The organism is Mycobacterium sp. 852013-51886_SCH5428379 (assembly GCF_001665575.1).
GTDB lineage: Bacteria > Actinomycetota > Actinomycetes > Mycobacteriales > Mycobacteriaceae > Mycobacterium.
On sequence record NZ_LZSU01000040.1, the window covers coordinates 1 to 19,856 of the forward strand.

The following is a 19,856-nucleotide window of genomic DNA, read 5'->3' on the forward strand; positions in this document are numbered from 1 at the left end:
CCCCCCCCCCCCCCCCCCCCCCCCCCCCCCCCCCCCTTTTTTTTTTCAAGCCGAAGCCGGCATACGAGCTCGCTCAGTGTCTCGTGGGCTCGGAGATGTGTATAAGAGACAGCCGCCGCCACCGCCGGTGCCCGTCAACCCCCTCGCCCCGCCGCCGCCGGCCAGCCCCTTTGCGCTGCCGGGCATGCCCGCGGCGAATCCGTTCGCGCCGACCGCGCAGCCGCTGCCCATCCCCGAGGGCACCCCGGCCGGCCAGAACCCGACGCCGTACGTCGGCGAGCCCGTGTTCGCGCCGCCGAGCTTCAACCCGGTCAACGGCTCGAAGGTGGGCGCGGCCAAGCCGATCTACATCAACTTCCAGCGTCCGATCGCCAACCGGCAACTCGCCGAGGACGCCATCCACATCTCCTCGACTCCGCCCGTACCCGGCCGGTTCTACTGGATCAGCGACACCCAGGTGCGCTGGCGTCCGCAGGACTTCTGGCCGGCCGGCACCGTCGTCAACATCGACGCCTCCGGCACCAAGTCCAGTTTCACGGTGCCCGAGCAGCTGGTCGCCACCATCGACGACAACACCAAGGAGATGGAGGTCGTCCGCAACGGCGAGGTGATCAAGACCTTCCCGGTGTCGATGGGCAAGCCCGGATACGACACCAAGAACGGCACCTACTACGTGCTGGAGAAGTTCGCCGACATCGTCATGGACTCCTCGACCTACGGCGTGCCGGTCGACGATCCGTCCGGTGAGGGCTACAAGCTCAAGGTGCAGGACGCCGTGCGCATCGACAACAGCGGCATCTTCGTGCACAGCGCCCCGTGGTCGGTGGGCGCGCAAGGCAACAGCAACGTCAGCCACGGCTGTATCAACCTCAGCGCGGCCAACGCGCAGTGGTTCTTCGACAACTTCGGCAGCGGTGACGCCGTGGTCATCAAGAACACCGACGGCGGCATGTACACCCAGCCCGACGGCGCATCCGACTGGCAGATGTTCTGACCTGATTCCCGTTCGGCACCAGCCTCTTCCGGCTGCGTGTCAGGATGGGCGCAGTGTCAGGCGACGACGACAAGGCGACGGCACGCACGGTCGCGGTGATCGTGCTGGTCGTGCTGGCCGCCGTCGCACTGCGCGGCTACCTGCCCGGCGCCACCCCGACCGACCGCGAACCCGAGCCCGCGGGCGCGGCCTCCCTCATCCCCGTCGCAGTGATGATCGTGTTGGCACTGGCGATCATCGCCCTGGCGATCCTGCGGCAGGCCCGACACCCCGCCCGCCGGGCCGGCGCGAGCGGCGACGCACTCTCCACCGGACCCCTCCGTGGCACGCGGTTGTCCCCGCGGACGGTGGCGATCCTGATCGCGGTCGCCATCCTCTGGCTGGCCACGGTGCTGTTCCTCATGCGGTTGCGGGGCTGGATCGACCCGCCGGAACCACCGACGCAGTCCGGGACCGAGCCGTCCCCGATGCTGCCTGCGGGTGCCGAGGCGGCGGCGCCCGAGGAGCCACGCAGCGAATCCGGTGGGGGAGTAGGCGTTTTCGGGATCCTGGCCGCCGCCACCGTCGCGTTGATCGTGCTGTCAGCGGTCGCGACCGTGATCGGCAGGCGTCGACCGGCGGACCCGCCGCCGCTCCCCGAACCGGCCGACGTCCCGGCGCCGGTGACCGGATCGCAGTCGCTGGCGCGCGCGGCCGAGCGCGGACTGGCGGAGATCGCTGATCTGAGCCGGGATCCGCGGGAAGCGATCATCGCCTGCTACGCGGCCATGGAACGCGAACTGGAGAAGTCGCCGGGGGCGATGCCGCTGGACTCGGACACCCCGTCGGAGGTGCTGGCCCGCGCCGTGCAGCGCCGGCTGCTGCACGCCGACAGCGCGACCGAACTCGTCGACCTGTTCGAAGAGGCCCGCTTCAGCCCGCACATCATGGCCGAGGAACACCGCGACGCCGCCGAGCGGGTGCTGCGCGATGTCCTGACAGAACTCGAGGTCGCCCCGTGACCCGCCCGATCGCGGCCGCCGTCGCGCTGCTGGTGCTGGCCGAGCTCTACGCGGTCGTCCGCCTCGACCGCGACGACGTGCTGGTGGTGTCGGGCGTCGCGCTCGTCGGCGGTCTGGTGGCGGTGCGCTGGTCCCTGCGTCCGGACCGGATGTCGGCGCCGCCGGCGTCGGAGGCCGACGAACGTGCCGCTGCGCTGCAGCGCTGGGCGGTGCGGACCGAGACCATGATCTCGTGGTCCGAGGCGACCCGCGCGGATTGGGACCGCCGGCTGCGGCCGATGCTGGCCCGCCAATTCGAACTCGCGACGGGTCAGCGCAGGAGCCGGAACGTCGAGGCGTTCGAGGCCACCGGCCGCATGCTGTTCGGTGCGCAGCTGTGGCAGTGGGTCGACCCGGAGAATGTGTCGCGCACCGGCGGCCGGGAACCCGGGCCGGGCCGCGCTGCGCTCGACGAGATCCTGCAGCGATTGGAGCGCGTATGAGCCTGCCCCTGACGACCACCACCGCCCAGTGCGAAGCGGTGCTCGACGAGATCGGCTCGGTCGTGGTGGGTAAACGGCGGGCGTTGTCGCTGATCCTGACCACCGTGCTGGCCCGCGGCAACGTGCTCATCGAGGACCTGCCCGGGCTGGGGAAGACGCTGATCGCGCGGTCGTTCGCCGCCGCGCTGGGCCTGCAGTTCACCCGGGTGCAGTTCACCCCCGACCTGCTGCCCGCCGATCTGCTCGGCTCGACGATCTACGACATGCAGTCCGGCCGGTTCCAGTTCCGGCAGGGTCCCGTCTTCACCCATCTCCTGCTCGCCGACGAGATCAACCGCACCCCACCCAAGACGCAGGCCGCACTGCTCGAGGCGATGGCAGAGGGCCAGGTCAGCATCGACGGCATCACCCACCGACTGCCCGCGCCGTTCATCGTGCTGGCCACCGACAACCCCATCGAGTACGAGGGCACCTATCCGCTGCCGGAGGCACAGCTCGACCGGTTCGCGATCCGGCTCGAGCTGCGTCACCTCTCGCAGCCCGAAGAGTTGACGATGCTGCGTCGCCGGCTGGAGCGCGGATCGGCTCCGCCGGTGGTGAGCCAGGTGGTCGACGCCGGGGGGCTGGTGGCCATGCAGGAGTCCGTCGAGCAGGTGACCGTGCATGACGACGTGCTGAGCTACGTGGTGGCACTGGCCGCGACATCCCGTCAGCATCCGCAGGTCGCCGTCGGGGCCAGCCCCCGCGCCGAACTCGACCTCGTGCAGCTCGCCCGTGCCCACGCGCTGCTGGCCGGTCGCGACTACGTCATTCCCGAGGATGTCAAAGCCCTCGCCGTACCCGTGATGGCGCACCGCATCAGCCTGCGACCCGAGATGTGGGTGCGGCGGGTGCAGGGCGCCGATGTCATCGAGGAGTTGCTGCGACGGCTGCCCGTGCCCCGGACCGGCGCTGCGCCGTGACCGCGGAGGCGTTCGATTCTGACGTCGAATTGCGTTGGCGGCCTTCGGTGTTGACGACGACGCTGGCGACATGCGCGGGAGTGGCGCTGGCGGCGGCGCTGGTCGTGGACCGCTGGGACCTCGTCGCCTTCGCCGCCCCGCTGCTCGGGGTGCTGTGCTCGCTGGGCTGGCAACGGCCGGTGCCGACGGTGCGCGTGCATGCAGGCACGCGGCTGCAGCGCTGTTTCGAGGGCGAGTCCTTGCACATGACCGTCTGGGCGAGCGCGTCCGACGGCGCGCCGGTCGATCTGTACTGCGACACGGTCGCCGGGATGGATCTCGAAACCGGGGCGACGCAGACGCTGGTCGCCCGCGCCGCGCGGTGGGGCCGCTATCCGATCCGGGCGCACGTGCGGGTGCCCGGGCGCGGCGGGCTGCTCACCGGCACCGGATCCGTCGACGCCGCCTACGTCGCGGTGTTCCCGCTGGCGCCCCCGCAGTCGGTCGCACTCGCGCGCACCGAACTGCTGGACCGGCTGGGCACCCATCTGACCCGCCACCACGGGCCCGGCGTCGAATACGCCGACATCCGGCCCTATGTGCCGGGCGATCAGCTGCGCACGGTCAACTGGCCGGTCAGCGCGCGGCGACGCACCCTGCACGTGACGCGCCGGCTCACCGACCGCTCCGCCGACGTCGTCGTGCTCGCCGACACCTACGCCCAACCGCCCGGGCCCGCCACCGAGGCGACCGAACGCATCGCCCGCGGCGCCGTCCAGGTGGTGCAGAGCGCGCTGCGCTACGGCGACCGCTCCGGCATCGTCACCCTCGGCAGCCGGCGCACCCGCTGGCTGGCCGCCGACATCGGGCAGCGCCAGTTCTACCGGATCCTCGACACCCTGCTCGACGCATCAGACGAATTCGACACCGGCACAGGCACACTCGCACCGCGTGCGGCAGTACCGCCCGGCGCTGTCGTCGTCGCGTTCTCCACCATGCTGGAGACGGAGTTCGCACTGGCGCTGATCGAGCTCCGTAAACGCGGACACACCGTGATCGCCGTCGACGTGCTCGAGGGCAGCCCGCTGTCCGGCGACCGCGATCCGCTCGTCGACCGGATGTGGGCGCTGCAGCGGTCGTTCATGTATCGCGATATGGGCACCGTCGGTGTCGACGTGGTGGCGTGGCCGTCGGATGTCACGCTCGACCAGGCGATGGCGGTGCTGCCCGACCGCCGGGGCCGGATGCAGGTGCGGCGGTGACGCGCTTCGGTGGCACCCCGGTATCGGCGACGATCTGCGGACTGCTGATGGTCGCCGCGTCGGCCGGTCAGGCGGTCGGTGTCGAACTGCTGCCCGTCGCCGCATCGGCGGTCGCGGTCCTCGCCGGTATCCGGTTCCGTCCAGCCGCCACCCTGGCCGTGCTGTGCGCGGTGGTGACCATCGCGGTGTCCGGCCCGGCGCCCATGTTCACCGCGCTGGCCGGGCTGGCCGCCGCGGCGTATCTCCTGCTGCGGCACGGGGAATACAGCGTGACGCCGCCCAGCGTGCTGGCCGCCGCGGGGTTCGGGGCGTTGGCCACCGTGGTGGCGGCGATCCCGGTGCAGCTGCCGTGGCTGCCGCTGGCCGCACCGCTGGCACTGTTCGGCGGCTACCTGATCGCGCTGCGGCCCTATCTGAGAGCGGTCTGACTCACGTCACCAGCCACAGGGCCAGCGCGATCACGAACGCCGTCAGTCCCAGCGTGGTCTCCATGACCGTCCACGTCTTGAGGGTCGTCTTCACGTCCATGTTGAAGAACCGGCTGACCAACCAGAACCCCGAATCGTTGACATGCGAGAGGACCGTCGCGCCTGCGGCGATCGCGATCACCAGCAGCGCCAGCCGCAGATCGCTGAGGTTCGCTGTTGCGGCGGCCGCGCTGAGCAGTCCGGCCGTCGTGGTGATCGCCACCGTCGCCGACCCCTGCGCGACGCGCAACAGCGTGGCGATGATGAACGCCTGCAGGATCAGCGAGATCCCCAGATTGGACAGCGAACTGCTGAGCGCGTCGCCGATGCCGCTGAGTTCGAGCACGCCGCCGAACATGCCGCCGGCGCCGGTGATCAGGATGATCGAGCAGATCGGCCCGAGCGAATGGTCGAGGATGTCGCGGACGTCGGCCATCGACCGGCCGCGCGTACCGAGCACCGCGATGGCCACGAGGACGGTGATCAGCAGCGCCACGGTGGTGTTGCCGAGCAGCATCAGATAGGGGGCCCAGGTGGCGTCCTCCGCGACCACCCCGGCAGCGGCCAGCGTGCTGATCACGGTGTCGAAGGAGATCAGGACGAACGGCAGCAGCAGGATCCCCAGGACGGTGGCGAAGGCCGGTGCGGTGCGGGTGCCGGTCCGGGTGCCGCCCGGCCCGGCGGTGTCGGTGTCGGTGCCGGCCACGGTGTCGGGATCCCGGCCCCCGTTGACCTCGCCGAAGATCGCCTCCGGGATGTCGACGTGGAACCGCCGGCCCAGCACCTTCGACACCAGATACGAGCCCACGTACCAGGACAGGATTGCGACCGGTGCGCCGACGAGCAGCGTGAGGCCGATGTTCGCGTCCAGGGCGCCCGCCGCGGCCACCGGACCGGGGTGCGGCGGCACCAGCGCGTGCATGGCCGCGAACGCACCTGCCGCGGGGAACGCGTACAGCAGCAGCGATCCGCCGAACCGCCGCGCGACGGTGAAGATGATCGGTAGGAACACCACCAGACCGGCGTCGAAGAAGATCGGGAAGCCGAACAGCAGCGCCGCCACACCCAGTGCGAACGGGGCGCGTTTCTCACCGAACCGGTTGATCAGCGTGTCGGCGAGCACCTGCGCGCCGCCGGTGATCTCCAGCAGCCGCCCGATCATCACGCCGAACCCGACCAGCAGCGCCACGGACCCGAGGGTGTCGGCGAAGCCGAACATCAGGGCATCCGGGACGTCGCCGACCGGGAAGCCGGCCGCCAGCGCCGTCAGTACGCTCACCAGGACCAGCGCCACGAACGCGTGCAGCTTGACCTTGATGATGAGGAACAGCAGGACGGCGACGGCGGCCGCGGCGATCAGCAGCAGCGTCGTCGCGCCATAGGCAGGTTCGATCGCTTCCATGCGGCCTCCGACCGTTGGTCTGGGATCTCCCCGCAGCCTAGTTCCAGATGCGCACCCGCCGGTCGGGTTCGAGGTAGAGCGCATCCGATTCGTGGACGTCGAACGCCTCGTAGAACGAGTCGAGGTTGCGGATCACCCCGTTGCAGCGGAACTCCGGCGGAGAGTGCGGATCGGTGGCCAGGCGCCGGATCGCTTCGGCGGTACGGGATTTCGTCCGCCACACCTGCGCCCAGCCGAAATACACCCGTTGCACGCCGGTGAGCCCGTCAATGACCGGAGCCTCTTCGCCCTTGAGCGACAGCTCGTACGCCAGCAACGCGATGGACAGCCCGCCCAGGTCGCCGATGTTCTCGCCGACGGTGAATGCGCCGTTCACATGATGGCCGTTTTCGAGTTCGCGCGGCGTGTACTCCTCGTACTGCTCGATCAACGCCTTGGTGCGGGCGCCGAACTCGGTGCGGTCGGCGTCGGTCCACCAGTCGACGAGGTTGCCGTCCCCGTCGTACTTCGCGCCCTGATCGTCGAAACCGTGGCCGATCTCGTGACCGATCACCGCCCCGATCCCGCCGTAGTTGGCGGCGTCGTCGGCGTCGGCGTCGAAGAACGGCGGCTGCAGAATCGCCGCGGGGAAGACGATCTCGTTCATCCCGGGGTTGTAGTAGGCGTTGACGGTCTGCGGCGTCATGAACCACTCGTCGCGGTCAACCGGGCCGCCGAGCTTGGCCAGCTCGCGGTCGCTGGCCAGCTGGTAGCCGCGCCGGTAGTTGCCGTAGAGGTCGTCGCGTTCGATGACCAGCTCCGAATAGTCCTTCCACCGCGCCGGATAGCCGATCTTCGGGGTGAACTTGTCGAGTTTGGCCAGCGCCTTCTCCCGCGTCTCGGGGGTCATCCACTCCAGCGAGTTGATGCTGACGCGGTAGGCCTCACGCAGGTTGGCCACCAGCTCGTCCATGCGGGCCTTGGCGTTCGGTGGGAAGTGCCGCTCGACGTAGAGCTTGCCGAGTGCATCGCCCATCAGGCTCTCCACCACGCTGACGCCGCGCTTCCAGCGATCCCGGATCTGCTCGGTGCCCGATAGCAGCCGGCCGTAGAACGCGAAGTCCCCGGCGACCAGCTCGTCGGTCAGCAGGAACGCGCGCGCCTTGATCAGGCGCCAGCGCACCCAGGCCTTCCAGTCCTCGAGTGAGAAGCCGCCCACACCGGACCATTCAGCGGCGAACGCCGTCAGATAGTCGGGCTGACGCACCACCAGCTCGGCGACCTTGTCCTCGGTGGCGCCGAGCGCGCCCACCCAGCCGGCCCAGTCGAAGCCGGGCGCCTGGGTCGGCAGATCGGCGAATCGCACCAGGTTGTAGGTCAGATCGGCGTCGCGGCGCTTGACGACGTCCCAGTGCGCGGCGGCCAGCGTCCGCTCCAGCGCGACGATGCGCTCGGCGGTGTCGGCGTGGTCGTCGGCGTCCCCGCCGTACACCAGCGCGAACATCGCCGCGATGTGGCGCGGATAGGCGGCCAGGATCTCGGCGTGCTGCTCGTCGCGGAAGTACGACTCGTCGGGCAGCCCGATCCCGGACTGGCTCAGATGCACCAGATAGCGCGTCGAATCCTTCGAATCGGTGTCGACGTAGACGCCGGTGCCGCCGCCGACACCGGTGCGCTGGAGGGCGCCCAGCACTGCGGCCAGTGCGTCGGGGGTGTCGGCGCCGTCGACCGACTCCAGTTCGTCGAGCAGCGGCGCGACGCCGAGACGTGCGACCGTCTGCTCGTCGAGGAAGCTGGCGTAGAGGTCGCCGATGCGCTGTTCGTCGGTCCCCTTCTGGGCACCCTTCTCGGCGCATTCGGTGATGATCTCGCGGATCTGCTCCTCGGCCCGGTCGTACAGGGTCCGGAACGCGCCGTCGGTGGCCCGGTCGGCGGGCATCTCATAGTCGGTGAGCCAGCGTCCGTTGACGTGGCCGAAGAGGTCGTCCTGGGGGCGGGCTTGGGGGTCGACGTGCGTCAGGTCGATGCCCGACTTGATTGCTTCTACCGTCACCCCGACATTCTTCCAGAATGCGGCCGGTAGCCTCACGGCCATGTCTGACGAGCTCCCCGAGGAGCAGACCGGCGGCGAGCGGGTGTTCAGCAGCTTCGGGGTGGCGTCCGCGGTACTGGGTGTGCTGGCCGTCGCGGCCGTCGTTCTGGCCGGGCTGATCTGGACCGGCCACCGGGCCGAGACCGACGAGCGCGCGTACCAGACCCGCGTCCTGCAGGCCGCCGCGGACTGGGCCTCGGTGCTGATCAACATGAACAAGGACGACGTCGCCGCGAGCCTGCTGCGACTGCAGGAGCAGACCGTCGGCGACCTCAACGCCGATTTCGACTCGGCGGTGCAGCCCTACCGGCAGCTCGTCGAGCGGCTGCAGACCCGCACCACCGGACAGATCGATTCGGTGTCGGTGGAGGGGCTGCACCATCCGGCGGGCAGCCCGGACGGCGGGCCCGCGCTGCCGGCGCCGCCCGATCCCCAGGTGTCGGCGTTCGCGTCGCGCACCGACACCGTGCTGGTGGTCGCCACTTCGGTCACCGAGAACGCCGGCGCGGATCAGCCGCAGACGGTGCGGTGGAATCTGCGGCTCGGCGTGTCCGACGTCGACGGCAAGCTCATGATCTCCAGCCTGGAGTCGATTCGATGAGGAATCGCCTGCGGGTGCTGGCGTTCGACACGCTGGCCCCGGCCGCGGCGATCGCCGCGCTGGTGTTCATCGGGGTGGTGCTGGCCTGGCCGCTGTGGTGGGTGTCGGTGTGCTCGGTGCTGTGCCTGCTGATCGTGCAGGGCGTGATCGTCAACGTGGTGCTGGCGCGGCGCGATGGCGTCACCGTCGGGACCGACGACGACGGCCCGGGTCTGCGGCTGGCGGTCGTCGGCGTCGCGACCGCCGCGCTGGTCGCCGCGGTGGTGGTCGGGTATCTGCGGTGGACGGTGCCCGACCGCACCTTCACCGCCGACAGCGCCGAGGTGGTGCGCATCGCCAGCAGCGTCTCCGAGGCGACGGCCACGTTCACCCCGCAGAACCCGACGGCCTCGATCGACCGCGCCGCCCAGCAGATGGTGCCCGACCGCGCCGAATCCTTCAAACAGGAGTTCGCCGCCGTCGCCGAGGACCTCACCAGCAGGAACGTCTCGGCGCAGGCCCGTACGGCGTCGGCCGGTGTGGAGGCGCTCGGCCCCGCGGCGGCCAGCGTGGCCGTGGTGCTGCGGGGCACGCAGAGTGTGCCGGGTCAGCCGGTGGACAACGCGGTGCTGGCCCTGCGGGTGACGCTGTCCAAGATCGACGGCCGCTGGCTGGTCGAGGACGTCACACCGCTGCACTCCCGCTGACGCCGAAATCGCTAGAGCAGGCGGGCGTAGTCGACCTTCAGGCAGCGGTCCATCACCACCTGCAGACCGGCGGCCGTCCCGTCCGCGGCGACCTGCTCGTCCCACAGTCCCTGCTGCAGCCACAGCGTCTTCGCGCCGACGTCGACGGCCTCCTTGAGGACTCCGGGTAGTTCGCTGCTGCGCCGGAACACGTCGACCATGTCGGGCTTGACGGGCAGGTCGGCCAGCGTCGGGTAGACCTTGTGGCCGGCGATCTCGCCGACGGTCGGATTCACCAGATACAGCTCGTAGTGGCTGGCGTCCCGGAGGTACTCCCAGACGCCGTAGCTGGGGCGCGTCGGATTGGCCGACGCCCCCACCACGGCGACCGTGCGGGTCTCCCGCAGGATGCGCCGCAACTCGTCGTGGTCGGGTTCGGTCCAGGCGGCTGATTCGGTCATGGGTCCAGCATTCCCGGTAACCGGGCCGACGATGCGCGGGAAGGCGTCAGTGGGGGCGATCGGACCGTTGCGCGCGCATCTTGGCGAAGCGATCGGACAGCCGGCGCATCCGCAGCATCAGCGATGCCGGCGGGGAGGTGTGCCCGTCGAGGAATTCGGCGAACTCGTCCTCCGGCACCCCGATCCGTGATGCGAACTCCGGCGCGCCGAGGCCGGAGCGGTCGAGCAGCACCTGTACGTGCCTGCCCACCTCGGCGCGTTCGGACGCATCGAGGTGTTCGCGGGCGCGGACCAGGACCTCGGCCAGCGCCTTCGAGACTCCGGGCGGTGCCGCCTTGTCGAGCACTTCTTCGACCTGGCGGGCGGTGCGGCCGTAAGGGTCGCGTTTGATCGCCGTGACGATCCGCTGCCACACGGTGAGATCGTCGGACTCGAGCGCGGTGCGGATCGCAGCGGTCGACCAGAACTCGACCGGCCGGTCGTCGATCGTGACCGGACGCACCGCGGCGGGCACCGGGCGGGTGGGCGCGGAAGACGCGTCGCTCGTCAGCAACCCCTCGGTTGTCACCTCGCCTCCTCCAGCATCGCGACGGCCACCGCCAGGCAGCGCTGCCGGACCGTCGCCCACTCCGCCTCCGCTTCGGGGTCTGAGGTCAGTAGGTCGAACTCGTCGGACGGCTGCGGGTCGGCCAGGCGGCGCACCAGTTGGGTGGCCACCCACTGTTTCCTCATCAGGTGTTGCCCACAGTAGTACCGGTCCATACCGGACAACACGACCGCTGCGGTGTGAGTCTCCATCGCTTCGGCCAGGTCCGCGAATTCGGCGTAGTCACGGCTGCTGTTGCGGCACATGATGAGGAAGCCCTTCATGCGCAGCGTCTCCGCACCCGTCGGGACCTGCAACCGGTCACCGGTCGGCAACTGCACGTTCGTCGTCTCCACCGGACCGCGCCGCTCGACCGGCAGGTTCTCCCGCCCGGCCTGCGTCTCCAGCGCGTCGAGGGCGACCGAGAGCCGGCCGCGCCACATCGTCACCGGATGCACCGGCAGCGTGGTGCGCACCGTCGCGCCGCCCTCGCGACCGCTGATGCCGTTACGGCCGAGCCGCCGGTAACCGGTGGCCGTGCGCAATCGCACGGTCTGATCGCCGCCGTTGCGCGCGACGACGCGCTGCTTGATCGGCTGGCAGCCGCTGAATGCGAGCGGATCAGCCACCGTGATGGTCTTCGGCGCCAGGTTCTTCATCCGCGCGGCCGATTTGACCATGCCGCGCAGGTCCGCGCCGGACGGACCGAGGGCGGAGATGTCGTCGGGGATGATGACCAGATCGTCGATCTGCACCTTCGGCAGCGGCTTCTCGAAGTCCACCGACGGCAGGATCCGGTCCAACCAGCGCGGCAGCCACCAGTTCCACTGATCGAACATCGCCATCAACGCGGGGACCAGCACCAGCCGCACGATGGTCGCGTCCACGGCGATCGCCACCGCGCACGCGACACCGAGCTGCGCGACCAGCGGCATCCCGGCGAATGCAAAGCCGATGAACACCGCGATCATGATCAGTGCGGCGCTGGTGATGGTGCGCGCGCTGGTGCTCACGCCGTAAGCCACCGCATCGCGGGTGTTGTTGGTCTGCAGGAACCGCTCCCGGATGCGGGTCAGCAGGAAGATCTCGTAGTCCATCGACAGGCCGAACGTCATCGCCAGCACCAGCGGCGGGATCGTGCTGTCCAGCGACGGCAGCCGTTCGAAGCCCAGCGGTTCGAGCCAGCCCCACTGGAAGACGACCACCAGGCTGCCGTACGCGGCGGCCACCGACAGCACCGTCATCAGCACGCCCTTGAGTGCGAGCAGCACCGACCGGATCGACACCAGCAGCATCAGGAACGCGATCAGCGCGACGAAGCCGAACACCAGCGGCTGCGTCACCGACACCCGATCGTCGAAGTCCTTGATCAGCGCGGTGGGGCCGCCGACGTCGATCGAGACGTTGGGACCCGCCGTGGCGGGCAGGTTGGCGCGCAACCAGTCCACGGTCTCGCGCGCGCCCATGTCCTCGGGGTCCACCGACAGCACCGCCGACAGCAGCGCGGTGCGGTAGTCGTCGCCGAACGTCGCCGGGGACACCGTCACCACGTTGGGCGCCTTCTCCATCTCCGCGCGCACGGCCTGCAGTGTCGGTTCCTTCGCCGCCGCCGACGCGGCGTTCCCGTCGGGGAAGGTCACCAGCACGCGGACCGGTCCGAGCGCCCCGGGACCGAGCGCCTCCGAGGCGGCATTGACGCCGCCGCGGATCTCGTGGGTCGGCTCGAACTGCCGCTGCATGCTGTTGCCGAGCACCATCGCGAACGCGGGCGCCGCCATCGCGAGCAGCACCGCCGTCGCCGCCAGCGCCGATATCCACGGACGCCGCATCACCCACCCGGTCCAGCGGGTCCAGAACCGCGACTGGGTGGTGTCCGGCCGGCGCGACCAGTGCAGGTACGAGGAGCGTTTGGCCGCCGCCCGGCCGAACGTGGCGAGCACCGCCGGGGTCAGCGTCGTCGAGGTGAGGACCGCGACGGCGACCGCGAGGATCGCGCCGGTGGCCATCGACGTCAGCACCGGGGTGTTGATCAGATAGATGCCGGTGACCGAGGCAATGACGGTCATCCCCGACAGCAGCACCGCCAGACCCGAGGTCCCCATCGCGGCGTCGGCGGCCTGCTGCGGATCGCGACCGGCCCGCAGTTCCTCCCGGAACCGCATGAGGATGAACAGCGAGTAGTCCACGGCCACGGCGATCCCGAACATCGACACCGTGGACGCCACGAACACCGACATCGTGGTCACCGTCGACAGTAGGTAGACCACGCCCATCGTCACCGCGACCGTGCACACGCCGAGCAGTAGCGGCATCGCCGCCGCGGCCAGCGAACCGAACACCGCGAGCAGCACCAGCAGCACGATCGGCAGGTTCCACTGTTCGGCCTGGGCGATGTCGGTCTTGATGGCCGACGACGCCGCGGCGCCGAGCGCGCCCTGACCGATGACGTAGAACTTGACCTTGCCGTCGCGGAACTCGCCCGGGTCCTCGCCGTCGACGCCGATCTTGGTGCGCAGCTCCTTGGCGACGTCCGTGGCGCCGGTGTTGTCGAAGTCCAACGACAGTGTGACGACGTACGGGCGGTCCGGTTGCGGGGGCGGCTGCTGCGGATTCGGCGTGATGGTGACGCTGGGTACCTCACCGGCGATGCGGTCCAGCTCCGCTACAGCGGCGTTCATATCGTCGTAGGACGCGTCGGCCCGCGGGGCGGCGACGAGCGCCAGCGGGGAGGCCCCCTGATCGGGGAAGTGGTCCTCGAGTTCGTACTGCACGTGCAGCGACTGCGAACCCTCGACCTCGAATCCGCCGCCGGTCAAATTGCCCGACTGGCTCAGCGCGAGGTAGATCGACGGCAGCAGCAGCATCGCCCAGACGCCGAAGACCGCCCAGCGGAATCTGCGCAGGTTGCTGCTCAAGCGCATCATGAACTGCTGGATGACAACTCCTGTCAGGTCTCCCCGGCCCGTCCGGCGTTTCTTTGCCGAAGCGTACCGCAGGGTCCTGTAGGCTACCGGGCTCGTCGTCGGGCCGCCGCCAAGCTGTGACCGGCGCTCCAACCTGCTGTGATCCACTGCTGGTGCGGTTGGCCCGGTCCGCACACGGTGGCAGGATGGCGTCCGGGAACCGTAAGGAGTGCCGTGAAGACCAGCATGCTGCGCCGCAGCCTGTACGCCACAGTGGGTGCCACCGCCGCCGCCGTTCTGAGCCTCCCGCAGGCCGCCGCCGCACCGGATCCGTGCGCCGCCAGCCAGGTGGCCAGGACCGTGGGTTCGGTCGGCACCAACACCGGGATCTACCTCGAGGCCAACCCCGAGACCGATGCCGCGCTGACGGCGATCTCCCAGCAGGAGGGCCCGCAGTCGCTGGCCACGCTGAAGGCCTACCTCGACGCCAACCCGCAGGTCGCCAAGGATCTGCAGAAATTGCAGCAGCCGCTGACCAGCCTGTCGGGCCGCTGCCGGTTGCCGATCACCCTCCCGCAGGTGCTCAGCCTGATGCAGGCCGCGCAGCAGCAGGGCGCGGGCGCAGGCATGCCGGCCGCCGCGGTCCCGGCCCCGGTATCGGCGACTCTGCCGAACCGGGGGCCGCTGCCCGGCCCGTACCGCTAGAGGGCCGTTCGTCAGGTCGGATTGACAACGTGTTTGACGACAAGGCGAGAAACTGCTGCTGACATCTGATTAGCTGTTCGCTGTAACCTGCCGGGTTACGACTTCCACGGTGAATGTGAAGGAGCTCGTCCATGTTGCTTCCTGCCCGTACCGCCCGTGCGGTCGCTGGTGTGCTCGGGGCTGGCGCGGCCGCCGGCGCGATGCTGTTCGGCGCGATGCCCGCGGCATCGGCACAGCCCGCGCCCCTGCCGCCGAACTGCACCGCCGCAGACCTTGCGGGCGTCGCGTCCGGCGTGTCCGCGTCCACGTCCGCCTACCTGTTCACCCACCCGTGGGTGAACGATTTCTTCACCAGCCTCGAGGGTCAGCCGCGCGACCAGATCCGCCCGCAGGTCGAGGACTACCTCAACGCCAACCCGCAGGTGAAGGCCGAGCTGACCGGCATCCGGCAGCCGCTGGTCGACCTGAAGAACCGCTGCGGCACCGCGATGTCCCCGGACGACATCGACTAGTGCGGAGTGGACCGCTGGCACCGGCTGAGCACGGAGAGCACGACGCCGCCGGCCGTACGGTGCTGATGGTCGACGACGACCCGGACGTTCGCACGTCCGTGGCCAGGGGTCTGCGCCATTCGGGTTTCGACGTGCGGGTGGCGGCGAACGGCAAGGAGGCGCTACGCCTGCTGTCCGCCGACTCGCACGACGCGCTCGTCCTCGATGTGCAGATGCCCGAATTGGACGGCGTGGCGGTCGTGACGGCGCTGCGCGCCCTCGGCAACGACATCCCCATCTGTGTGTTGTCGGCGCGCGACACCGTCAACGACCGCATCGCCGGCCTCGAGGCCGGCGCGGACGATTACCTGACCAAACCCTTCGATCTCGGCGAGCTGGTGGCCCGGTTGCATGCGCTGCTGCGCCGGGCCAACCCGTCGGATCGGCCGTCGGACACGATCACCGTCGGCGCGCTGACGATCGACACCGCGCGCCGGTTGGTGTTCGTCGACGGTGAGCGGGTGGACCTCACCAAACGCGAGTTCGACCTGCTGACGGTGCTGGCCGAGAACCACGGGGTGGTGCTGTCCCGGCAGCGGCTGCTCGAATTGGTGTGGGGGTACGACTTCGACGTCGACACCAACGTGGCCGACGTGTTCATCTCCTATCTGCGCCGCAAACTGGAGCGCGACGGTCTGCCGCGCGTCATCCACACCGTCCGCGGGATCGGTTACGTACTGCGCGACGAGCCCTAGCGGCCGTGTGGGTTCCGCGCTTCATCCGTTCTGCCTCGCTGCGCACCCGTGTCGCGGTGGCGTCCGCGGCGGCGGCGTCGGCGGTGGTGGCGGCGTTCACGATCCTCACCTCGCTGGTGTTGGCCAACAACGACGCCGCCCAGATCGACCGCAGGCTCGACGCGATCGTCGACGCCAGTATGTTCCCCGAACAACTGCAGGATCCGCGCCGCGGCGTGTTGACGACCGGTCGGTCCCGCTCCACCGGTGAGGTCGTCTTCCAGCGCGGCTTCCAGTTGCCCACGCTGCCGCCCGGCACGGAGACCGTCGAGGTCAACGGCGTGGAGTACCGCGTCCGCACACTTCCCGTCGATCAGGGCGGCGGGGTCCTGATGTCCATCGGCATCCGGGCCGACAGCCTGCTGCTCAGCAGCCGTCGCATCCCCCAGTACGCGACGGTCGGGGTGGTGACGGTGCTGATCGCCGGTGGGCTGGGCTGGCTGCTGGCCGGTCCGGCGATCCGGCCGCTGCGCAAACTCACCGAACAGACGTCGGCCCTGGGGGAGGGCAGCGACTCGATGCCCGGTGTGCGGGGCGTGCGCGAGGCCGAGGAGCTCTCCGACGCCATGTCGGCGATGCTGCACCGGCTCGCCGCCGCTCAGCAGGCGACCACCAACTCGTTGCAGGCCGCGCAGGACTTCGCCGCGAACGCGACCCACGAACTGCGCACCCCGTTGACCGCCATGCGCGCCGATCTGGACACCCTGCGCATCCACGACCTACCCGCCGACGAACGCGCCGAGGTGGTGGCCGACCTGTCGCGGGCGCAGCGCCGCGTCGAGGCGATCATCACCGCGCTCGGGCAGCTCGCGTCGGGTCAACTGGCGCAGGCCGAGGACCGCGAGCTGATCGACGTCACCGATCTCCTGGACCGGGTGGCCCGGGAGAACGCCCGCTCCGGCGCGGAGATCGTCGTGCAGACCGACGACGACATCGGCGCGGTCTGGGGCTGGCCCGGCGGTCTGCGGCTCGCCGTGGACAACCTGCTGCGCAACGCCTTGACCCACGGAGACGCCACCCGCGTCGTCCTGCACGCCCATCGCGGCGACGGCGTGCTGACCATCGCGGTCGACGACAACGGCCGCGGACTGCCCGCCGAGGAGCACACGACCGTCCTCGGCCGGTTCCGCCGCGGCAGCACCGCCACACCGGGCGGTTCCGGACTCGGGCTGGCGCTGGTCGCCCAGCAGGCCAAGCTGCACGGCGGTGACATCAAACTGTCCGACGGGCCGCTCGGCGGCCTGCGGGCGACGTTGACCATCTCGACGTCCCCGCGCGACAGCGACACTCAGCCGCGTTGAACCCCGCGGCGGCGCACCGCCAACACAGCGCCGCGCCATCCGAGTAGCAGGACCGCCGTCACCAGCGACGCGACGATCACGAAGCTCACCGCGACGCCCTGGCCGGTCAGCTTGCGCAGCACCATCCCCACCGCCACGGTGCACACCCAGATCAGCACCCCCGTCGGCGCCGGCGACAGCGGCCGCTGCCAGGCCCGGGCCACCAGCCAGCCGACACCCGAGCCGGCCAGGAAAGGCCACGCCGTCTCGGCCACCCCCGCCACGCTCAGGCCCTCGGCGTGGCTGCGCCTGCCGATCGTGCAGAACACCACGACGCACACGGCGTCGGCGAGCAGCGCGAGGAGCGCGGTGCGGCGGTCAGGGTGCGGCATAGGTCATCACATCCAGGACGAGGGGACTGACGTCGGTCTCGGCTCGCGGCGCGAAGTCCGGTTGCATCGCCGCGGGCTCACCGGCCAACAGCGGGTCCAGCGCGTCGTTCGAGGCCAGCCGGTTGTCGAGCGAGAAGGAGTCGATCACGAACGGCAGCCCGTCGGACTTCAGCGGGTCGGGCGTGCTCATCACGTGGAAGTGCAGATGCGGCGCATCGGTGTTGCCGGAGTTGCCCAGTGCGCCGATCACCTGCCCGGTGCTGAGCCGATCGCCGGGTCGGACGGTGATGCTGCCGGTCTTGAGGTGGCCGTAGAACGCGAAGTTGCCGTCGCCGATGTCCTGGACGATGTGGTTGCCGCCGTACTGGTCGACCGGCAGGCCGGTCGGGCTGCGGCCGGGCACCTGTTCGGGCAGGTTGTCCACGACGGCGACAACCGGGCCGTCGGCGACCGCGTAGATGTCGGCGCCGAAGTAGGGATAGCTCTCGGTCTTCGCGCGGTCGCCGGCGAAGAGCCTGCCGTCGGGGCCGAGTTGGACGTAGTCGATGGCGAATCGTTCGGCGGCCCAGAGCTTGCCGTCGAGCGGGTTGGCGGCCATGCGGTGGGCAGTCATGTCGCAGCAGCTGTTGCCGTCGAGCCAGCCGCCTCCGCGCAGCGGCGGTGCGATGACGGCGGGTTCGCGGGTCTGCACGGTCACCGGCGCGACCGTCTCGGTCATCGTCGCCGGGACCAGCGGCGGGCTGGGCGCGGCCACCGAGATGCCGATCCGGTGGACGAGATCGCGCGGCGGCGCGGCCGGCCCACCCTCGGCCGGACGGTCGATGGCGACGTCGAGCCACGTCAGGGCCGTCTGCCCGGGCCCGATCCTCGTGGTGGGCACCGGCGTGCCGATCACCCGCGTCCAGTAGCCGATCTGGTCGCCGGTCAGCGTGAGCAGCACGCGTTCGGCGGCGAGCACCTCCAGCGAGGTGATCGTGACGTCCTGGGCCAGCACGTTGGTCAGCCGCAGCTCGTAGGCCAGATGGTCCCGGCCGTCGGTCCCGGGCACCGCGACGGGTTCGGACAGCACCTCGGCGAGCAGCGGGGTGAACACCGGGGGAGAGGTCGAGGTGTGCGGCTCCGCTCCCGCCTCGGGCGACGGCGGGGCAGCCGATGCCGGCCCGCCGGTCTCCTTGGGCGGTTCCGCCGACTGTGCACATCCCGCGAGCAGCACCATTGCCGCGAAAAGGGTTGTCGCGCAACGGCTCTTGCGGATCATGGGCGTTCCTCTTCCAGATCGGGATCGATGTCGGGTTCGGTGCGAAACATGAAGAAGAACACCACCCAGCCGATCGCGGCCAGGAAGATCCAGCTGACGAGGCGGTAGATGAGCATTGCGGAGATGGCGCCCGCGAGCGTCATCCCGCTGGACACCAGGCCCGGCACCAGCACCGCCTCGACCACGAGCAGACCACCGGGCATCAGCGGGATGGTCCCCACCGCGCGGGCCGCGGCGTAGGCCACCGTCAGCCCGGCCAGCGAAGGATGCCCGCCGGCGGCGTAACAGGCGAACGCCAGGCAGGCCACGTCGGCGACCCAGTTGAACATCGACCAGCTGAACGCCGCCCCGAGATCGCGTCTACCGAGCTGCACCGACTCCAGCTGGGTGAGCAGTTCGCGCCACTTCGCCACCCCCGTGCCCGCCGGCTTGCCGCGCAGTGAGTTGAACCAGGTCAGCAGCTTGACCCCGATACCGTCGATCAGCTCCGGCCGCGACGCCACCGCCTGGGCTAGCACCAGCAGCGCCGCGAAACCACCGAGGGTGAACACCAGCGACAGCGGGTTCTTGCTGGCGCCGAGCAGGAATGCACCGCCCAGACCGAGCAGCGCCAGACCGACACCCTGCAGCACCCCGGACATCACCAGCTGCCAGGACGCCACCACCGGCGTCGCACCCCACAGCCGCTGCTGGCGGTACAGGAACGTCGCGGAGAGCACCGGTCCGCCCGGCATCGTCGTGCTCAGCGCGTTCCCCGCGTAGAACGCGGCCTCCGATCGCCACTGCCGGACCTCGACGCCGGCCGAGCGCAGCAGCGTGCGCTGGATCTGGGCGAAGCTGTGCATCGACAGCAGCGAGGCGACGACCGCCGCGAGCACCCACCACCAGTTCGCCGACAGCAGGCTCTGCCACGCCTTGGCGAGCTGATCCCACACCAGGACCGCCTCGACGGTGAGCACAATGACCGCGAGCGCGATGACCGCCCACCGCACCCACCAGTACTTCCCCCGGGCGGATCCCGCGGGATCGGTCCCCGCCGACTGGGTGTCGCCGGCAGGCGCGTCGTGAGACACGGCTACAGGGTAACGGGGGGCGGCTAC

At 70.2% G+C, this 19,856-nt stretch carries 20 protein-coding genes; 12 read left to right on the forward strand and 8 right to left on the reverse strand.

What is annotated here, in order from left to right; all coding sequences use genetic code 11:
- Positions 1–61 precede the first annotated feature (61 nt).
- The 6 genes from A5757_RS17120 to A5757_RS17145 are packed head-to-tail and all read left to right on the forward strand — an operon-like array spanning position 62 to position 5,108.
- Entirely contained in the window at positions 62–994 is a 933-nt protein-coding gene (locus tag A5757_RS17120) for a L,D-transpeptidase (RefSeq protein WP_066836277.1), read from the forward strand.
- A 53-nt stretch (positions 995–1,047) separates the two neighbouring features.
- Positions 1,048–1,995: a DUF4129 domain-containing protein gene (locus tag A5757_RS17125; protein WP_369815966.1), complete on the forward strand. Its 948-nt coding sequence runs from the start codon at positions 1,048–1,050 to the stop codon at positions 1,993–1,995.
- Complete coding sequence (locus A5757_RS17130; RefSeq protein ID WP_066836280.1) at positions 1,992–2,477, forward strand: hypothetical protein; 486 nt, start codon at positions 1,992–1,994, stop codon at positions 2,475–2,477. The genes A5757_RS17125 and A5757_RS17130 overlap by 4 nt, the downstream gene beginning before the upstream one ends.
- On the forward strand, positions 2,474–3,439 hold the full coding sequence (locus tag A5757_RS17135) for a MoxR family ATPase (protein ID WP_066836281.1): 966 nt from the start codon (positions 2,474–2,476) through the stop codon (positions 3,437–3,439). Before A5757_RS17130 ends, A5757_RS17135 begins: the two co-directional genes overlap by 4 nt.
- Positions 3,436–4,680 (forward strand): DUF58 domain-containing protein, encoded by a 1,245-nt coding sequence (locus A5757_RS17140; RefSeq protein ID WP_066836283.1) that lies wholly within the window; start codon positions 3,436–3,438, stop codon positions 4,678–4,680. The genes A5757_RS17135 and A5757_RS17140 overlap by 4 nt, the downstream gene beginning before the upstream one ends.
- Positions 4,677–5,108 carry a hypothetical protein gene (locus tag A5757_RS17145; RefSeq protein ID WP_231984034.1) on the forward strand — a complete coding sequence of 144 codons (432 nt, stop codon included), beginning with the start codon at positions 4,677–4,679 and terminating at the stop codon, positions 5,106–5,108. The genes A5757_RS17140 and A5757_RS17145 overlap by 4 nt, the downstream gene beginning before the upstream one ends.
- Before the next feature lies 1 nt (position 5,109).
- On the opposite strand, the gene A5757_RS17150 is transcribed toward A5757_RS17145, so the two are convergent.
- Both A5757_RS17150 and A5757_RS17155 read right to left on the reverse strand, forming a co-directional pair.
- Positions 5,110–6,549: a GntP family permease gene (locus tag A5757_RS17150; protein ID WP_066836284.1), complete on the reverse strand. Its 1,440-nt coding sequence runs from the start codon at positions 6,547–6,549 to the stop codon at positions 5,110–5,112.
- 37 nt (positions 6,550–6,586) lie between these two features.
- Entirely contained in the window at positions 6,587–8,581 is a 1,995-nt protein-coding gene (locus A5757_RS17155; RefSeq protein ID WP_066836360.1) for a M13 family metallopeptidase, read from the reverse strand.
- A 40-nt stretch (positions 8,582–8,621) separates the two neighbouring features.
- On the opposite strand from A5757_RS17155, the gene A5757_RS17160 reads away from it, so the two are divergent.
- Together A5757_RS17160 and A5757_RS17165 are read left to right on the forward strand one after the other, a co-directional pair.
- Positions 8,622–9,221 carry a hypothetical protein gene (locus A5757_RS17160; RefSeq protein WP_066836285.1) on the forward strand — a complete coding sequence of 200 codons (600 nt, stop codon included), beginning with the start codon at positions 8,622–8,624 and terminating at the stop codon, positions 9,219–9,221.
- Positions 9,218–9,907: a hypothetical protein gene (locus A5757_RS17165; protein ID WP_066836286.1), complete on the forward strand. Its 690-nt coding sequence runs from the start codon at positions 9,218–9,220 to the stop codon at positions 9,905–9,907. Before A5757_RS17160 ends, A5757_RS17165 begins: the two co-directional genes overlap by 4 nt.
- 11 nt (positions 9,908–9,918) lie before the next feature.
- Here the strand turns inward: A5757_RS17165 and A5757_RS17170 are convergent, their stop codons facing one another.
- The 3 genes from A5757_RS17170 to A5757_RS17180 are packed head-to-tail and all read right to left on the reverse strand — an operon-like array spanning position 9,919 to position 13,857.
- Positions 9,919–10,347: a CoA-binding protein gene (locus tag A5757_RS17170; RefSeq protein ID WP_066836288.1), complete on the reverse strand. Its 429-nt coding sequence runs from the start codon at positions 10,345–10,347 to the stop codon at positions 9,919–9,921.
- Positions 10,348–10,393: 46 nt separating this feature from the next.
- On the reverse strand, positions 10,394–10,915 hold the full coding sequence (locus A5757_RS17175) for an XRE family transcriptional regulator (protein ID WP_156618486.1): 522 nt from the start codon (positions 10,913–10,915) through the stop codon (positions 10,394–10,396).
- Positions 10,912–13,857 carry an MMPL family transporter gene (locus A5757_RS17180; RefSeq protein WP_066836290.1) on the reverse strand — a complete coding sequence of 982 codons (2,946 nt, stop codon included), beginning with the start codon at positions 13,855–13,857 and terminating at the stop codon, positions 10,912–10,914. The genes A5757_RS17175 and A5757_RS17180 overlap by 4 nt, the downstream gene beginning before the upstream one ends.
- Before the next feature lie 225 nt (positions 13,858–14,082).
- Here A5757_RS17180 and A5757_RS17185 point away from each other — a divergent pair, with 225 nt between their 5' ends.
- From A5757_RS17185 to A5757_RS17200, 4 genes are all read left to right on the forward strand, one after another.
- Positions 14,083–14,541, forward strand: coding sequence for a hemophore (locus A5757_RS17185; RefSeq protein ID WP_066836364.1), 459 nt, complete (start codon positions 14,083–14,085; stop codon positions 14,539–14,541).
- A 131-nt stretch (positions 14,542–14,672) separates the two neighbouring features.
- Positions 14,673–15,053 (forward strand): heme-binding protein, encoded by a 381-nt coding sequence (locus tag A5757_RS17190; RefSeq protein WP_066836292.1) that lies wholly within the window; start codon positions 14,673–14,675, stop codon positions 15,051–15,053.
- A gap of 65 nt (positions 15,054–15,118) precedes the next feature.
- On the forward strand, positions 15,119–15,787 hold the full coding sequence (locus A5757_RS17195; RefSeq protein WP_197497369.1) for a response regulator transcription factor: 669 nt from the start codon (positions 15,119–15,121) through the stop codon (positions 15,785–15,787).
- 5 nt (positions 15,788–15,792) lie between these two features.
- On the forward strand, positions 15,793–17,127 hold the full coding sequence (locus A5757_RS17200) for a sensor histidine kinase KdpD (protein ID WP_066836294.1): 1,335 nt from the start codon (positions 15,793–15,795) through the stop codon (positions 17,125–17,127).
- Here the strand turns inward: A5757_RS17200 and A5757_RS17205 are convergent.
- From A5757_RS17205 to A5757_RS17215, 3 genes are read right to left on the reverse strand one after another with little or no spacing between them, the layout of a single operon-like run.
- Positions 17,115–17,498, reverse strand: coding sequence for a DUF3054 domain-containing protein (locus A5757_RS17205; RefSeq protein WP_066836295.1), 384 nt, complete (start codon positions 17,496–17,498; stop codon positions 17,115–17,117). The two genes, A5757_RS17200 and A5757_RS17205, sit on opposite strands and share 13 nt — an antisense overlap.
- Complete coding sequence (locus tag A5757_RS17210) at positions 17,485–18,756, reverse strand: M23 family metallopeptidase (protein WP_231984035.1); 1,272 nt, start codon at positions 18,754–18,756, stop codon at positions 17,485–17,487. The genes A5757_RS17205 and A5757_RS17210 overlap by 14 nt, the downstream gene beginning before the upstream one ends.
- Positions 18,753–19,829, reverse strand: a complete 1,077-nt coding sequence (locus tag A5757_RS17215; protein WP_066836296.1) for a YbhN family protein — start codon at positions 19,827–19,829, stop codon at positions 18,753–18,755. The genes A5757_RS17210 and A5757_RS17215 overlap by 4 nt, the downstream gene beginning before the upstream one ends.
- Positions 19,830–19,856 lie beyond the last annotated feature (27 nt).

What these genes read in the sequence shown, in the direction of transcription:
- A5757_RS17135 (WP_066836281.1), top strand. Translation starts at nt 2,474, where the DNA reads ATGAGCCTGCCCCTGACGACCACCACCGCCCAGTGCGAAGCGGTGCTC.
- A5757_RS17150 (WP_066836284.1), bottom strand. Translation starts at nt 6,549, where the DNA reads ATGGAAGCGATCGAACCTGCCTATGGCGCGACGACGCTGCTGCTGATC.
- A5757_RS17160 (WP_066836285.1), top strand. Translation starts at nt 8,622, where the DNA reads ATGTCTGACGAGCTCCCCGAGGAGCAGACCGGCGGCGAGCGGGTGTTC.
- A5757_RS17165 (WP_066836286.1), top strand. Translation starts at nt 9,218, where the DNA reads ATGAGGAATCGCCTGCGGGTGCTGGCGTTCGACACGCTGGCCCCGGCC.
- A5757_RS17170 (WP_066836288.1), bottom strand. Translation starts at nt 10,347, where the DNA reads ATGACCGAATCAGCCGCCTGGACCGAACCCGACCACGACGAGTTGCGG.
- A5757_RS17180 (WP_066836290.1), bottom strand. Translation starts at nt 13,857, where the DNA reads ATGATGCGCTTGAGCAGCAACCTGCGCAGATTCCGCTGGGCGGTCTTC.
- A5757_RS17185 (WP_066836364.1), top strand. Translation starts at nt 14,083, where the DNA reads ATGCTGCGCCGCAGCCTGTACGCCACAGTGGGTGCCACCGCCGCCGCC.
- A5757_RS17190 (WP_066836292.1), top strand. Translation starts at nt 14,673, where the DNA reads ATGTTGCTTCCTGCCCGTACCGCCCGTGCGGTCGCTGGTGTGCTCGGG.
- A5757_RS17195 (WP_197497369.1), top strand. Translation starts at nt 15,119, where the DNA reads ATGGTCGACGACGACCCGGACGTTCGCACGTCCGTGGCCAGGGGTCTG.
- A5757_RS17205 (WP_066836295.1), bottom strand. Translation starts at nt 17,498, where the DNA reads ATGCCGCACCCTGACCGCCGCACCGCGCTCCTCGCGCTGCTCGCCGAC.
- A5757_RS17210 (WP_231984035.1), bottom strand. Translation starts at nt 18,756, where the DNA reads ATGATCCGCAAGAGCCGTTGCGCGACAACCCTTTTCGCGGCAATGGTG.